At 32.2% G+C, this 13,343-nt stretch carries 16 protein-coding genes and 1 pseudogene; 11 read left to right on the forward strand and 6 right to left on the reverse strand.

The annotated features are described in order from the left end of the window. The first annotated feature begins 333 nt into the window (after positions 1-333). On the forward strand, positions 334-891 hold the full coding sequence (locus tag F6464_RS12810) for a YceI family protein (RefSeq protein ID WP_151108346.1): 558 nt from the start codon (positions 334-336) through the stop codon (positions 889-891). On the opposite strand, the gene cysK is transcribed toward F6464_RS12810, so the two are convergent. Continuing rightward, entirely contained in the window at positions 888-1,802 is a 915-nt protein-coding gene (cysK, locus tag F6464_RS12815; RefSeq protein WP_151108347.1) for a cysteine synthase A, read from the reverse strand. The two genes, F6464_RS12810 and cysK, sit on opposite strands and share 4 nt — an antisense overlap. Before the next feature lie 306 nt (positions 1,803-2,108). Here cysK and F6464_RS14785 point away from each other — a divergent pair. Beyond that, positions 2,109-2,496, forward strand: a pseudogene (locus tag F6464_RS14785) (IS982 family transposase); the annotation flags it as partial. A 101-nt stretch (positions 2,497-2,597) separates the two neighbouring features. Next, the gene (locus tag F6464_RS12820) at positions 2,598-3,551 is read left to right on the forward strand and encodes a hypothetical protein (RefSeq protein ID WP_151108348.1); all 954 of its coding nucleotides are present in this window, start codon (positions 2,598-2,600) and stop codon (positions 3,549-3,551) included. On the opposite strand, the gene F6464_RS12825 is transcribed toward F6464_RS12820, so the two are convergent. Together F6464_RS12825 and F6464_RS12830 are read right to left on the reverse strand one after the other, a co-directional pair. After that, positions 3,552-4,103, reverse strand: a complete 552-nt coding sequence (locus F6464_RS12825) for a Smr/MutS family protein (protein ID WP_151108349.1) — start codon at positions 4,101-4,103, stop codon at positions 3,552-3,554. Then, positions 4,096-4,299, reverse strand: coding sequence for a hypothetical protein (locus F6464_RS12830; protein WP_225318084.1), 204 nt, complete (start codon positions 4,297-4,299; stop codon positions 4,096-4,098). The genes F6464_RS12825 and F6464_RS12830 overlap by 8 nt, the downstream gene beginning before the upstream one ends. Before the next feature lie 68 nt (positions 4,300-4,367). On the opposite strand from F6464_RS12830, the gene F6464_RS12835 reads away from it, so the two are divergent. Further along, the gene (locus F6464_RS12835; RefSeq protein ID WP_151108351.1) at positions 4,368-4,655 is read left to right on the forward strand and encodes a DUF2752 domain-containing protein; all 288 of its coding nucleotides are present in this window, start codon (positions 4,368-4,370) and stop codon (positions 4,653-4,655) included. 15 nt (positions 4,656-4,670) lie between these two features. Then, on the forward strand, positions 4,671-5,003 hold the full coding sequence (locus tag F6464_RS12840) for a CCC motif membrane protein (protein WP_151108352.1): 333 nt from the start codon (positions 4,671-4,673) through the stop codon (positions 5,001-5,003). Between the two features lie 37 nt (positions 5,004-5,040). Here the strand turns inward: F6464_RS12840 and rocD are convergent, their stop codons facing one another. Then, on the reverse strand, positions 5,041-6,321 hold the full coding sequence (gene rocD, locus F6464_RS12845; protein WP_151108353.1) for an ornithine--oxo-acid transaminase: 1,281 nt from the start codon (positions 6,319-6,321) through the stop codon (positions 5,041-5,043). 313 nt (positions 6,322-6,634) lie between these two features. Between rocD and epsC the strand changes: the two genes are divergently transcribed. From epsC to F6464_RS12875, 6 genes are all read left to right on the forward strand, one after another. Continuing rightward, entirely contained in the window at positions 6,635-7,426 is a 792-nt protein-coding gene (gene epsC / locus F6464_RS12850) for a serine O-acetyltransferase EpsC (RefSeq protein ID WP_151108383.1), read from the forward strand. A 1-nt stretch (position 7,427) separates the two neighbouring features. Next, positions 7,428-8,315 carry a cysteine synthase CysM gene (cysM, locus tag F6464_RS12855; protein WP_151108354.1) on the forward strand — a complete coding sequence of 296 codons (888 nt, stop codon included), beginning with the start codon at positions 7,428-7,430 and terminating at the stop codon, positions 8,313-8,315. Positions 8,316-8,325: 10 nt separating this feature from the next. Then, the gene (locus F6464_RS12860; RefSeq protein ID WP_151108355.1) at positions 8,326-8,946 is read left to right on the forward strand and encodes a hypothetical protein; all 621 of its coding nucleotides are present in this window, start codon (positions 8,326-8,328) and stop codon (positions 8,944-8,946) included. Between the two features lie 70 nt (positions 8,947-9,016). After that, complete coding sequence (gene rlmD, locus F6464_RS12865) at positions 9,017-10,432, forward strand: 23S rRNA (uracil(1939)-C(5))-methyltransferase RlmD (RefSeq protein WP_151108356.1); 1,416 nt, start codon at positions 9,017-9,019, stop codon at positions 10,430-10,432. Between the two features lie 101 nt (positions 10,433-10,533). Further along, on the forward strand, positions 10,534-11,055 hold the full coding sequence (locus F6464_RS12870; protein WP_151108357.1) for a DUF6452 family protein: 522 nt from the start codon (positions 10,534-10,536) through the stop codon (positions 11,053-11,055). Continuing rightward, complete coding sequence (locus F6464_RS12875; RefSeq protein ID WP_151108358.1) at positions 11,027-11,767, forward strand: DUF6048 family protein; 741 nt, start codon at positions 11,027-11,029, stop codon at positions 11,765-11,767. Before F6464_RS12870 ends, F6464_RS12875 begins: the two co-directional genes overlap by 29 nt. Here the strand turns inward: F6464_RS12875 and F6464_RS12880 are convergent, their stop codons facing one another. Continuing rightward, positions 11,768-12,004 (reverse strand): hypothetical protein, encoded by a 237-nt coding sequence (locus tag F6464_RS12880; protein ID WP_151108359.1) that lies wholly within the window; start codon positions 12,002-12,004, stop codon positions 11,768-11,770. It abuts the gene before it with no gap. Positions 12,005-12,021: 17 nt separating this feature from the next. Continuing rightward, entirely contained in the window at positions 12,022-13,215 is a 1,194-nt protein-coding gene (locus F6464_RS12885; RefSeq protein WP_151108360.1) for a THUMP domain-containing class I SAM-dependent RNA methyltransferase, read from the reverse strand. Between the last annotated feature and the right edge of the window lie 128 nt (positions 13,216-13,343).

Raw genomic sequence — 13,343 nt, forward strand, 5'->3', positions numbered from 1 at the left:
CTTCTTATAGTTTTACAACTTCTGCAACTAAACATTAATATTGCAATTAAATCCAAATTAAAAAGATTGAATACAAACCAAATCTTGCAATTATTGATGATTTCTATTTTATTGTAGCTTTACAATTCTAAAAAAAGAATTAATTGAAAACAAATCTTATAATTTAATAAATTTCATTGCAAAATTTATTAAATTTTTTATCTCCAATCATGTAAATAGTATGTAGTTTTTATTAACTTTGTTAGCCTAGCCTAATTAATTATTAATATACACGAATACTAACGTTATTTTATTAATTTATATTTAATAATTGTCGTTAAAAAAATTATTAAAATGAAAAAAATTGTACTTATGATATTGGTTTTGTTTGCCAATTCTTCTCTTTCTTCTCAAATTATAGGTATTAACATACAAGAAAGTATTATTACTTGGAATGGGAAAAAAGTAACAGGTGAACACAAAGGTACTATTAACTTTAAAGAAGGCTTCTTGGTATATGAAAATGAGAAAATCGTTGGAGGCGATTTTATTGTTGATATGACAACCATTAACAATACAGACCAAACGGGTAATGACAAATTAAAGCTAGAGGGACATATAAAATCTTTTGATTTTTTTAATATTACGGATTTCAAAACATCACAATTAGTTTTCAAATCAATTACTGATAAAGGAAAGAACCTATACAAAGTGATTGCCGATTTAACTATAAAAGGAGTGACAAATCCCATTAAGTTTGATTTAATAATAAACAAGCAAGGAGCGACTGCCAAATTAAAAGTTGATAGAACAAAATATGGAATTCAATATGGTTCCGGAAACTTTTTTGATGATATTGGAGATTGGACCATTTATGACGAATTTGACTTAAATATAGATTTAAAATTTTAAAACAATCCTTCAATAGACAAGTAACGCTCTCCAGTATCGTAATTAAAAGTCAAAACAACAGAGCCATCAGGAATAGATTCTAATTTTTTTGCAACGGCTGCAAGTGAAGCTCCGGTAGAAATCCCCACCAGAATTCCTTCTTGATTTGCTATACTTTTGGCATATTTAAAAGAATCTTCTTTACTCACTTGGATTACTTCATCAATTAAATCACTTTGATAAATTGAAGGAATAAACCCAGCTCCTATTCCTTGTAAAGGATGCGGACTTGGACTTCCACCACTCAATACTGGAGACAATTCAGGTTCTACCGCAAATACTTTTAAATTAGGATATTTTGCTTTCAATACTTTTGCAACGCCTACTATATGTCCTCCTGTACCCACTCCGGTAATAATATAATCTAGTCCATCAGGAAAATCGGCAAGTATTTCTAGCGCTGTTGTTCTTTCGTGAACTTCAACATTTGCTGGATTGTCAAATTGTTTTGGTGACCAAGCATTTGGAGTTACTGAAACTAATTCAGCTGCTTTTTCGATAGCTCCTTTCATCCCTTTTTCTCTTGGAGTTAACACAAATTCTGCACCATAAATTTCCATTAATTTTCTGCGTTCTACACTCATAGATTCAGGCATTACCAGAATAACTTTATATCCTTTAACAGCGGCAACTAAAGCCAAGCCTATTCCAGTATTTCCAGATGTGGGTTCAATAATTACACTATCAACATTCAATAAACCTTTTCGCTCTGCATCTTCTATCATTGCCAAAGCTATTCTATCTTTTATACTACTTCCTGGATTCGTTTTTTCTAATTTAATCCAGACTTTCTTTTTTGAACCTTCGAATAACTTATTTATTCGAACAACTGGAGTATTACCAATGGTTTCTAAAATATTATTTGCTTTCATTGTTGTTATATTTTTTAATAATTTATTATCTGTAGTAAAATTAGTAGTAAAAAAAATAAAAAACGCACCATATTACTATTAATCGATTCAAGTTGCTAGTGGTACTATCCAATAAAAAAAAAAATCAAAGTTTAAGTGAATTTGTTTTACAAACCAATAAACGGAACCAATACTTTGTAAAGACAAAATTATATTTATTTTTTGTTTAATAATAATATTTAACAAGGAATTATTCACGTATAAGATTTAGGAATACAACTCAGCGATAGCGAAATTATCTTAATGACAATAGTTTCTTTAACAAGTTTTTACGGATTTAAAGTACAATTATTTAACACAAAAGATGAAATTTCAATAGTTTTTCATTTTCACCAGGTAAAACGTAGGATACAAAAGCATTAGGAAAAATGATCACTAATTTACCTGCGTAATCCTCATTATATGCTAATAGTGCCTATTCAGATTATGGGTTAAAAGATATTTCTTTGTAGAGAAAATGAATCTTATTAAAGATTCAACGCAAGTCAATCGCTAAGAAAATAGATACATTGGAACAAAACATGAAAAGCTAAAAATGTGAAAAAGAGTAGAAACAGCAATAAGTAACATCAAAAAAATGTTCCCAATAACAACATATGCAGTAACCTTAGATAGCTTTCTGATAAAACTAACTTTATTTGTGTTTGGACTCTAATTAAACAAAACGATTAACTAGCAACTTGAATTAATTAATGGAATACAAATTGATTGGGGATTGTAATTTAAAATACTATTTTTGTAGTAAATTGTATAAACATGAAAAGATTATTGAGGTTGTTGGTTTTAATTGTAATTCTAAATGGTTGCGATGACGGCAAATTGACTGTTGATACTATTAATTTTGAAGATGTTACTGCAAGTTCGTGCGGAGAAATAATTTATAAATTAAAGGATTCTGAAGCTTTATTTATGAAAATTCCAGCGGAAAAAAATGCATTTCTAAATGATGAAACTCTTTTAGATAAGCCACGAGAAATACCTATTGGAGGTGAAGTTACTGTAAGATATAGATTTTATAATGGAAAAGTAGCTTCAGACAATATTTGTGTTGTTGCTGGACCAATAACCCCAGTCGCTACTGGTGAATGGATAGCAAAATCAGGAACTATCCAAATTATTACCAAAGCAAATTATGCTACTACAAATACTGAAACGGGGCAGAAAAAAATTTCAGGATACAATCATGCTGTTGTTTATAAAAATATTGTTTTTTCTAAAAGTGATGGTACTGAACAAAAGTATGACACATTCACATTTGGAAATTATCAAACTACAGCAACAACATTACCGTTTTCTTTTGACCCAAAACTTGTTGAGCAATGTTCTTCAACAACTAAAATCTTTAATGCTAGAAATAATGGAACCGAAAGCTTAGTTATAGAAAATGTAGACCCTAGTTTAATTCAAAAAACAGGCTCTCTTCCTCAGCCTATCTCAGCTACAACTAACAGACTCGTTTATAGATTATACAAAAGTTCTTTACCAACATCAACTTTACTACCTGAATACTTTTGCGGAGACACAACCCCCTTAAGTCCTGTTATTTCAGAAGAATGGGTAGCTACAGAAGGTACAATTGAAGTAATTACAACTACTTCAGGAGGTTATTTACATACGATACGATTAAAGAAGGTAATCTTTAAAAGAGGCAATAGCTCTTTTTATTATGGTGATGATATGCTGTTTGGAGAGCTTTTACTTCCTGAGTAATTATTTTGCATTTTGTTTAATATACACTTCAGTCGCACCCAATCCATATTTTTGATAATTCGCTTCTTGAAAAGCAATATTTTCATAACGACCTAATAAAAAATCCAGTTCGGCTTTAAGAATACCTTCACCAACACCATGAATAAAAACAATTTTGGGAACCCTATTCCTAATGGCAAATTCGATATGTCGTTTTGCAGTTTCTGATTGTAAAGTAAGAATATCATAGTTGCTCATTCCTCTAAAATTAGGCACTAATTTTTCGATATGCAAATCAAATTCTGGTGGAGGAATTTCGCCTTTAGTTTTCTTTTCCTTTACAAAACTTCTTGGTTTTGGAATTTCTTTTTCTATTTTAATTTGATTTAAATTAAAACTTCCTATTTTAAAATTTAAATCACTGGTATCGTTTACTTTAACTAGTTCTTTAGAGAGGAAATTCATAATAAACCCATCTTCTGTTTCAATAGAAATTTCATTGTTTTGAACAGATAAAACAACACCATTAATAGCCTCATCTAACACCGAAACTTTATCTCCTATATCAAACATCGGCGTTATTGTTATCTTTATTTTTACTTGGCGTTTTGGCGCTTAACCGAATCATTCCATACATAAATAGTACAATAGCAACAACTATTAAATATACATTTTTATCTTCCTTACTTTGCTCATATAGAGCAATAGTAATGGCTATAATCATCAGAGGAAATACTATTTTTTTCATTTGAATGGTATCAGATTTCAAAAGTAACAAACTTACTATTCTGTTGTGAATATTTTTTTGTAAAATTGTAACATAAATAATTTTAGATTTTGGACGTAGAAAAATATATGATTCCTTGTATTAACAAAAAGCTTTTCGGAGTAGAATGTTTGGGTTGTGGAACTCAAAGAGCATTTATGCTACTTCTTAAAGGAGATTTTGCTGGAGCTTACGATATGTTTCCTGCCATCTATACAACTGTATTGTTTTTAGGAGTTCTCGGTTTACATTTTATTGATAAAAGTAGAAACTATCATAAATCAATTATTTTTCTAGCAATAATTAATGCCATCATTATGATTGTTTCATACATTTACAAAATGATTATTCACCTTTAAAAATATAATATTAAAATGGAAAAACAAAAATTACCCAATGCAACTTCTGTAATCATTCTAGGAATTGCATCAATACTAACGTGTTGTTGTTATGGAATTGGGATTGTTTTGGGGATTGTTGCTCTTTTCTTGGCTAAAAAAGATATAGCAGCTTATAATGAAAATCCTGAAATATATAGTGGCTACGCTAATTTAAATACAGGTAAGATTTTATCTATTATTGGTATTATTTTAGGTTCTATTTATTTAATTTTTGTTATTTATCTTTATACAGTTGTTGGAGAAGATGGAATTAAAGATTTTCAACAAAATCTAATAGAAAAAATGAAACAGCAACAAGAACAATAAATAAAATATCCTCCAATTGGAGGATATTTTATTTATACTATTTCTCAAACTGTTGCAATGTTTTTATAATAATTGCAACACAATCCAGTAGCTGCTCTTCATTCATAACTAATGGTGGTGCAAATCGAATGATATTGCCATGAGTAGGTTTTGCTAAAAGACCATTATCGCGTAAAACAAGACAGATATTCCAAGCCGTATCACTTTCTTCAGTGTCGTTTATAACCACAGCATTCAACAACCCTCTTCCTCTAACTAAGGTTGCAATTGAACTTGTTTTGATATATTCGTTTAATTTACTTCGGAATAATTTACCTAAAACTCTGGCATTTTGAGCTAAATTCTCATCTGCTACAACTTCTAAGGCTGCTTTTGCAACGGCTGCAGCTATAGGATTTCCACCAAAAGTAGAACCGTGTTGCCCAGGTTTTATTACATTCATTATAGTATCATTAGCCAAAACCGCAGAAACTGGATAAGCTCCCCCTGAGATGGCTTTTCCTAAAATTAAAATATCTGGTGTAGCGTAAGTAGCTTGCCTTTCGCAATGATTTTCGCAATTGCAATCTCCACAAACGGCTAAAAGCGATCCTGTTCTAGCAATACCGGTCTGAATTTCATCGGCAATAAATAAAACATTATACTTGTTGCATAGTGCTTTAGCGCGCATCATATAATCACTGGCTGGAGTATAAACGCCTGCTTCACCCTGAATAGGTTCAACAAGAAAACCAGCACAATTTTTTGAAGATTTTAAAACATTTTCTAAAGCTTCAATATCATCATAAGGAATCGAAATAAATCCATTTGTATACGGACCAAAGTTCTTACGAGCATTTGCATCATTTGAAAATGAAATTATAGTTGTAGTTCTCCCATGAAAATTACCATCACAAACAATAATCTGCGCTTCATTTTCTGGAATCCCTTTTACTTCATAGGACCATTTTCTTGCTAATTTTATGGCGGTTTCTACAGCTTCTGCACCAGTATTCATTGGCAAAACCTTATCGAAACCAAAATATTTTGTCAAAAACTCTTCATAAGGACCCAATTGATCGTTATAAAAAGCACGAGATGTCAATGTTAACTTTTGGGACTGTTGTATCAAAGCATTTACAATTTTAGGATGACAATGACCTTGATTTACAGCTGAATAGGCCGATAAGAAATCATAATACTTTTTTCCATCTACATCCCATACATACACGCCTTCTCCCCTACTTAAAACTACTGGTAACGGATGATAATTGTGTGCTCCATATTTATTTTCTAAAGCGATTATTGCTTCCGATTTTGTTTTTTCAACAACTGACATTTTAAAAATTTTTTAAATACTTGCCTTTACCATTCCTTCTTTTAGAGAGAAATCATCTAATTTGCATCAAATTTAATATTAATTAATCGAAAATATTTAAAAGACAAACATTTTCTGTTTATTGATTGCATCAATAATAGTCAAATGTGTATTTAAAATTATCAAATTAACTTTAGAATAACTTTTTTTATTTGAGTAACTATGGTTAAATTGTTACGTTTTTCAAACAAAATTTGTATTTTTTATAAAATTGGTTTGAGTTCCTAAAAAACATATTACTTTTATACCATAGATAACATTAACTTTTTTAATGGTGACAAAAAATAGTATCATTCAAAATATAGATTCCTTGAAGTTACACACTTCTATCAATTATGGAATTAAAACCAAAACAGAAGCTTTTACCGAAAAACTGTTTTACACTTTATTTGATTCAAAAGCACATTTAGAGGAAAGCATTGATGAATTAGAAAAACAGTTTAAAGAAATTTCGAGTATTGCCTGCAAAAAAACCAGTGAACTTTGCGATGAAAACTGGGATAAGTTTCTAGCAAAATTGCCAGTTGTTTTAGAAAGACTGAACGAAGATGCAGCTTATATTCTAGAAAATGATCCAGCCTCTAATAGTATTGAAGAAGTATATCTCGCCTATCCCGGCTTTTATGCCATAGCAATATACAGACTAAGTCATGAGTTATACTTACTAGATTTATTATTATTTTCTAGATTAATGAGCGAATATGCACATCGCATTACAGGAACTGATATTCATGCTGGTGCAACTATTGCAACTCCATTTTTTATAGACCATGCTACTGGAATTGTAATTGGAGAAACTACTGTTATCGAAAAACATGTAAAGATATATCAAGGAGTTACTTTAGGAGCTTTGAGTGTGAGCAAAACCATGAAAAACGCTAAAAGACATCCCACTGTTGAAAAAAATGTTTGTATTTATGCCAATGCTACCATTTTAGGAGGCGATACTATTATTGGTAAAAACAGTATTATTGGCGGAAACACTTGGATTACAAAATCGATTCCCGAAAAATCAATTGTTACCAATACTACCACTACAGAAGTAAAAATAAAAGAATTAAAATAGTATGAAGCCTCAAAAGTTATTAGACCTAATTGGAAATACTCCATTGATGGAATCGACTTCATTAGTAAAAAATAAAAATGTAAAACTGCTTTTAAAGCTCGAAGGTAATAATCCCGGCGGCAGTGTAAAAGACCGAGCCGCATACAATATGATAGCATCAGCAATAGAAAGAGGCGACATAAAAAAAGGAGATAAACTCATTGAAGCTACCAGTGGAAACACTGGAATTGCATTGGCCATGATTGCACAACTATTTAATTTAGAAATAGAACTAATTCTCCCAGAAAATTCAACTATAGAGCGTACACAAACCATGCTTGCTTATGGTGCAAACGTAATTTTAACACCTGCTAGCGAGGGTATTATTGGTTCACGTGATTATGCCGACAAAAAAATGGCTGAAGGAGGCTACTTTATGTTAAACCAATTTGCAAATGACGATAACTGGAAAGCGCATTACAAAACTACTGGTCCAGAAATTTGGAATGATACCGACGGAACCGTAACTCATTTTATTGCTGCTATGGGAACAACAGGAACTATTATAGGAACATCGACTTATTTGAAAGAAAAAAATCCAAACATACAAATCATTGGTGCACAGCCTAGTGATGGCTCTCAAATTCCTGGAATCCGGAAATGGCCCCAAGAATATTTACCCAAAATTTTTGATGCTTCAAAAGTAGATACTATTATTGAAGTAAGCGAACAAGAAGCACGTGAAATGACCAAAAGATTGGCAAAAGAAGAAGGTGTTTTTGCCGGAATGAGCAGCGGCGGTTCGGTTGCTACAGCACTAAAAATAGCCAATCAGTTAGAATCAGGTGTTGTGGTTGCTATTATTTGTGACCGAGGCGATCGCTATTTGTCATCCGATTTATTTGATTAAAAACAACTTTATGCAAATTGATTATTTACAGTGGATGGGCTATGTAGCCTCAGTAATCATCATGGTTTCTATGATGATGAGTTCTATTATCAAATTCAGATGGATTAATTGTGTAGGAGCTTTGTTATTTTCAACATACGGATTCTTAATACATGCCTATCCTGTTGGTGTTCTTAATGGTATTATTCTACTGGTAGACATTTACTATTTAGTTCAAATATATTCTAAAAAAGAAACTTTTGAAATACTCGAAATTAATGCTAAAAGCGAATATCTAAAGCGGTTTTTAAGTTTTCATGATGAAAGCATTCAAAAAATACTTCCAGGCTTTTCCTATAATCCTGATAGAAATACCGTGAGCTTTTATATTTTAAGAAACATGTCGGTAGCCGGTTTGTTCTTAGCCCATCGAGAAAACACCAATGAACTTCACGTTGGTTTAGATTATGTATTGCCCGAATACAAAGATTTTAAAAACGGCAAATATGTATATTTCAGTCTTAAACAAAAATTTATAGATTTAGGCTATTCCAAAGTCGTTGCCAAAGGAAATAATGTGAGTTATTTCAGGTATTTAAAGAAACTTGGATTTAAGAAAGTAAAGCCTGGAGAATATTGCAAAGAATTGTAAATAAAATATATTTTCAAAACTAATTACTCATTTGAATTCATAAAACCAACCAATCCCTTATTTTTGCGCCATGGCAAAGAAAAATACAGACAAAATCGTTTTTGATCATATAAAAGTCCTTGATGCTGGTGCAAAAGGCGTTTCGGTAGCAAAAGCTCCAGACGGAAAAGTAATCTTCATTCCCAATGTCGTTCCCGGCGATGTGGTAGATGTGCAAACCTTCAAAAAGCGTAAAGCCTATTACGAAGGAAAAGCGGTTCGTTTTCACGAATTTTCAGAACATCGAATTGAACCCATTTGCGAACATTTTGGGGTTTGTGGCGGTTGTAAATGGCAAAACATGAAGTACAGCCAGCAATTGTATTACAAACAAAATGAAGTAAAAAACCATTTGCAACGCATCGGAAAAATTGAGCTTCCTGAATTGGAACCCATTTTAGGTTCTGAAAAACAATTCTTTTACCGAAACAAAATGGAATTTGGGTTCTCCAATGCGCGTTGGCTTACCGAAAAAGAAATAGAAAGCACTGAAGATTTAGGAAACCGAAATGCTTTGGGTTTTCATATTCCGAAAATGTGGGACAAAATTCTGGATATTACCAAATGCCATTTGCAGGAAGACCCTTCTAATGCGATTCGTAATGAAATTAGAGCTTTTGCCAATGAAAATGATTTATCGTTTTTTAATCCAAGAGCGCACGAAGGCTTTTTGAGAACTTTAATGATTCGAACCGCATCAACGGGTGAAATTATGGTTTTGATTCAGTTTTTTGAAGAAGATAAAACCAAAAGGGAATTGCTATTGCATTTTCTTGCCCATCGTTTTCCTGAAATCACTTCCCTTCAATACGTCATCAACGGAAAACCAAATGACACCATTTACGACCAAGACGTAAAATTATTCAAAGGTCGCGAGTATATTTTGGAAGAAATGGAAGGGTTGAAATTCAGCATCAATGCCAAATCTTTTTACCAAACCAATTCCGCCCAAGCGTATGAATTGTATAAAATTACTAGGGAATTTGCTGGTTTAACCGGCAATGAAATTGTGTATGATTTGTACACCGGAACAGGAACTATTGCTCAATTTGTATCTAAAAATGCGAAGAAAGTGATTGGAGTAGAAAGTGTTCCCGAAGCCATTGTAGATGCAAAAGCCAATGCCAAAAGAAACGAAATAACGAATTGCGAATTTTTTGTAGGCGATATGAAAGTAGTATTTAACGAAAGTTTTATTGCCCAACATGGCAAACCTGATGTAATTATTACTGACCCTCCTCGAGACGGCATGCACAAAGAGGTGGTGGAACAAATTATGAAAATTGCTCCAGATAAGATTGTATATGTAAGTTGTAACTCGGCAACACAAGCTCGTGATTTAGCTTTAATGGACGAGAAATACAAAGTAACTCGAGTGCGACCGGTAGATATGTTTCCGCAAACGCATCACGTAGAAAATGTTGTACTTTTGGAGAGAAAATTTTAGATTGCTTCGCCAGTTCGCCTTTTAGGCTCGGGTGCAGATTTTTGATTTCAGTCATTAAAATTGATTTTTGCTATTGTTATTGTCATTGAGAATAAAGATTTATGAAAAAATTACTTCTACTTATTATCCTTATATCTTACTCTTTTTCAAGTTGTGAAAAGGATGATATTTGCGATGCCAATACGCCCACTACTCCACGACTTATTATTGAATTTTACGATAACGATAATCGAGTAAATAAAAAAAACATAACTAATTTATCGATATTAGGTGATGGATTAACTACAGACATTTTATTTACAACCGGAAGTAAAATTCAGGTTCCATTACAATTAACAACTACAAGCACTACATATAGTTTTACATTAAATGCTACGAATCCCAACCCAGCTTTAATTTTTAAAGACATTCTTCAATTTAATTATTCAACAAAAACCGTTTATGTCTCCCGAGCTTGTGGGTATAAAATACTTTTTGACCTTAATAACGACAGCGCTTTGCCCAATCCCTTTGTATTAAATGACGACCCTGCTGTAACCAATGGCAAATGGATTAAAGATATTGTGGTTGAAAAATTTAATTTAGAAACAGAAAATGAAACACACATCAAAATATATTTTTAGTATTTGCATGGTGCTGTCATCATTTATGATTCAGGCACAAGCTAAAAAAACAGACAGTATACCCGTAAAAACGAATAGGTACGGTTTACGAGTAGGAATTGATTTATTCAAACTTTCACGTTCTTTTTATGAAGATAAATACCAAGGATTAGAAGTTGTTGGCGATTATAGAATCTCTAAAAAATACTACCTAGCTGGAGAATTAGGAAACGAAAATAAAACCGTTGATGATGACCAACTTAATTTTACCACAAAGGGAACCTATTTTAGAGTAGGATTTGATTATAACTTTTATGAAAATTGGTTAGACATGGAAAACAAGATCTACATCGGAATGCGATACGGAGTGAGTACTTTTAGCCAACGATTAAATAGTTACAAACTGTACAATGCCAATCCTTATTTTGAAGATACTCCTACTTATTTCCCGAATGAAACTTTTAGTGGGCTAACGGCGCAATGGCTAGAAGTTGTAGTGGGTGTAAATGCCAAAGTCTTTAATAATTTTTATATGGGTTTTAGTTTTAGAATGAATAATCTAATTTCAAACAAAAAACCAGATACTTTTGACAACCTTTATATTCCGGGTTTTAACAGAACGTATAACGGTAATTTTGGTGCGGGTTTTAATTATACCATTTCCTATTTTATTCCTATTTACAAGAAGAAAGTGGGACTAAAAGTTCCTGAAAAAACCAATAAAAAGAAGTAATTATTTTACCTCTTTTATACCTTTAACAAACAACCATTTCATAAAAAGTTTTTCGCCGTCTTTGGTTTTTACGGCTTGGAATTTTGGTGCTAAAATTGTCCCAACTACAAAAGCTGTTAATGGAATCCAAAATCCAGTAATAGCGGTATAATGTGCTATCAAAAATCGGAAACCAATAAACAATACGGCAAAGGATGTGAGCTGATAGAGAAAGGCTCTAAGTTGTAATTTTGTCATTGTTATACCTTTATAATTTATGAATTATGTGTTTCAGAAGGATTCTCCTGATTGTATTTAACAGCAAACTTCGTTCTCTTGCTCCCTTCATACATTTCATATTTTACCAATCGCGCTTCTAAACTGGCATTGAATAATTTAATTTTTCGAGAAGGTTTCAATCCAACAAATTTCAAAGCTTCAAGATTGGCAGTAATAAACCAAGCATCGGTTCCTGGATAATTTTTCTTAAGCGTATCACCAATATTTTTATAAAATTCTTCCATATGAATATCTAAACGCTCATCATAAGGCGGATTAAAAACCATGTGTAATTTGCCTTGTGAGGTTTTTTCAGTATCAAAGAAGTTTTCTTCTGTAATAGTAATGTAGTCTTCCAAATTGGCATTCTTGATATTGGCTTTCGCTTTTTGCACAGCACTCGGCGCTTTATCATACCCTTTTATGGTGTAATGAAACTCTCTTACTTTTTTGAGCAAACTATCGTTAATACTCTCAAAAAGTTCATTATCCCAATCGTTCCATTTTTCGAAAGCAAATTCTTTACGATTAATATTTACAGGAATATTGCAGGCAATCATAGCTGCTTCGGCTAAAAAAGTTCCCGAACCACACATAGGATCTAAAAAATGACCCTGCCCCTCCCAACCGGAAAGCATTAAAATTCCAGCTGCTAAAACTTCGTTTATAGGTGCAATATTGGTGGCCGTTCTATAGCCACGCTGATGCAATGAGTTCCCAGAAGTATCTAGTGCTACTGAAACCTGATCTTTATCGATATGAATATTAATTCTTAAATCGGGATACACTTTATCTATGCTAGGCCGTTGCCCTGTTCGCTCTCTAAACTGATCGACAATCGCATCTTTACATTTTTGGGAAACAAATTCAGAGTGGTTAAAATACTCCGAATGCACCGTTGCATCTATCACAAATGTCTGATTGGCATTGATTAATTTAGACCAATTAACTCCTGAAACGCCTTTATACAAGGCCTGTTCATTTGTAGCTTTGAAGAAATAAATGGGTTTTAATATTTTTAAAGCGGTGCGCAACGATAAGTTGGCTTTATACATAAATCCTTTATCGCCTTTAAAACTAACCATTCGCACTCCTTGTTCTACCTCTTGAGCACCAAGTAGTTGCAGTTCTTTAGCCAAAATTTCTTCAAAACCAAAAAAGGTTTTGGCAATCATTTTATAATTTTCCATTCTCTACAGTAACGACAACACAATATTGTGTAATCTAAAATTAATTTAATTTGTATTTCAAATTCTAAAATTAAAATACATGGCAAAAATACATTAAATTTGCACGCTCAGAATTAATGTAAATGAAT

Origin of the sequence: Flavobacterium luteum, from assembly GCF_008806775.1 — a bacterium.
Taxonomy (GTDB): domain Bacteria; phylum Bacteroidota; class Bacteroidia; order Flavobacteriales; family Flavobacteriaceae; genus Flavobacterium; species Flavobacterium luteum.

What these genes read in the sequence shown, in the direction of transcription:
- rocD (WP_151108353.1), bottom strand. Translation starts at nt 6,321, where the DNA reads ATGTCAGTTGTTGAAAAAACAAAATCGGAAGCAATAATCGCTTTAGAA.
- F6464_RS12870 (WP_151108357.1), top strand. Translation starts at nt 10,534, where the DNA reads ATGAAAAAATTACTTCTACTTATTATCCTTATATCTTACTCTTTTTCA.
- F6464_RS12810 (WP_151108346.1), top strand. Translation starts at nt 334, where the DNA reads ATGAAAAAAATTGTACTTATGATATTGGTTTTGTTTGCCAATTCTTCT.
- F6464_RS12885 (WP_151108360.1), bottom strand. Translation starts at nt 13,215, where the DNA reads ATGGAAAATTATAAAATGATTGCCAAAACCTTTTTTGGTTTTGAAGAA.
- cysM (WP_151108354.1), top strand. Translation starts at nt 7,428, where the DNA reads ATGAAGCCTCAAAAGTTATTAGACCTAATTGGAAATACTCCATTGATG.
- F6464_RS12880 (WP_151108359.1), bottom strand. Translation starts at nt 12,004, where the DNA reads ATGACAAAATTACAACTTAGAGCCTTTCTCTATCAGCTCACATCCTTT.
- F6464_RS12860 (WP_151108355.1), top strand. Translation starts at nt 8,326, where the DNA reads ATGCAAATTGATTATTTACAGTGGATGGGCTATGTAGCCTCAGTAATC.
- F6464_RS12820 (WP_151108348.1), top strand. Translation starts at nt 2,598, where the DNA reads ATGAAAAGATTATTGAGGTTGTTGGTTTTAATTGTAATTCTAAATGGT.
- rlmD (WP_151108356.1), top strand. Translation starts at nt 9,017, where the DNA reads ATGGCAAAGAAAAATACAGACAAAATCGTTTTTGATCATATAAAAGTC.
- F6464_RS12825 (WP_151108349.1), bottom strand. Translation starts at nt 4,103, where the DNA reads ATGTTTGATATAGGAGATAAAGTTTCGGTGTTAGATGAGGCTATTAAT.
- F6464_RS12875 (WP_151108358.1), top strand. Translation starts at nt 11,027, where the DNA reads ATGAAACACACATCAAAATATATTTTTAGTATTTGCATGGTGCTGTCA.
- cysK (WP_151108347.1), bottom strand. Translation starts at nt 1,802, where the DNA reads ATGAAAGCAAATAATATTTTAGAAACCATTGGTAATACTCCAGTTGTT.
- F6464_RS12840 (WP_151108352.1), top strand. Translation starts at nt 4,671, where the DNA reads ATGGAAAAACAAAAATTACCCAATGCAACTTCTGTAATCATTCTAGGA.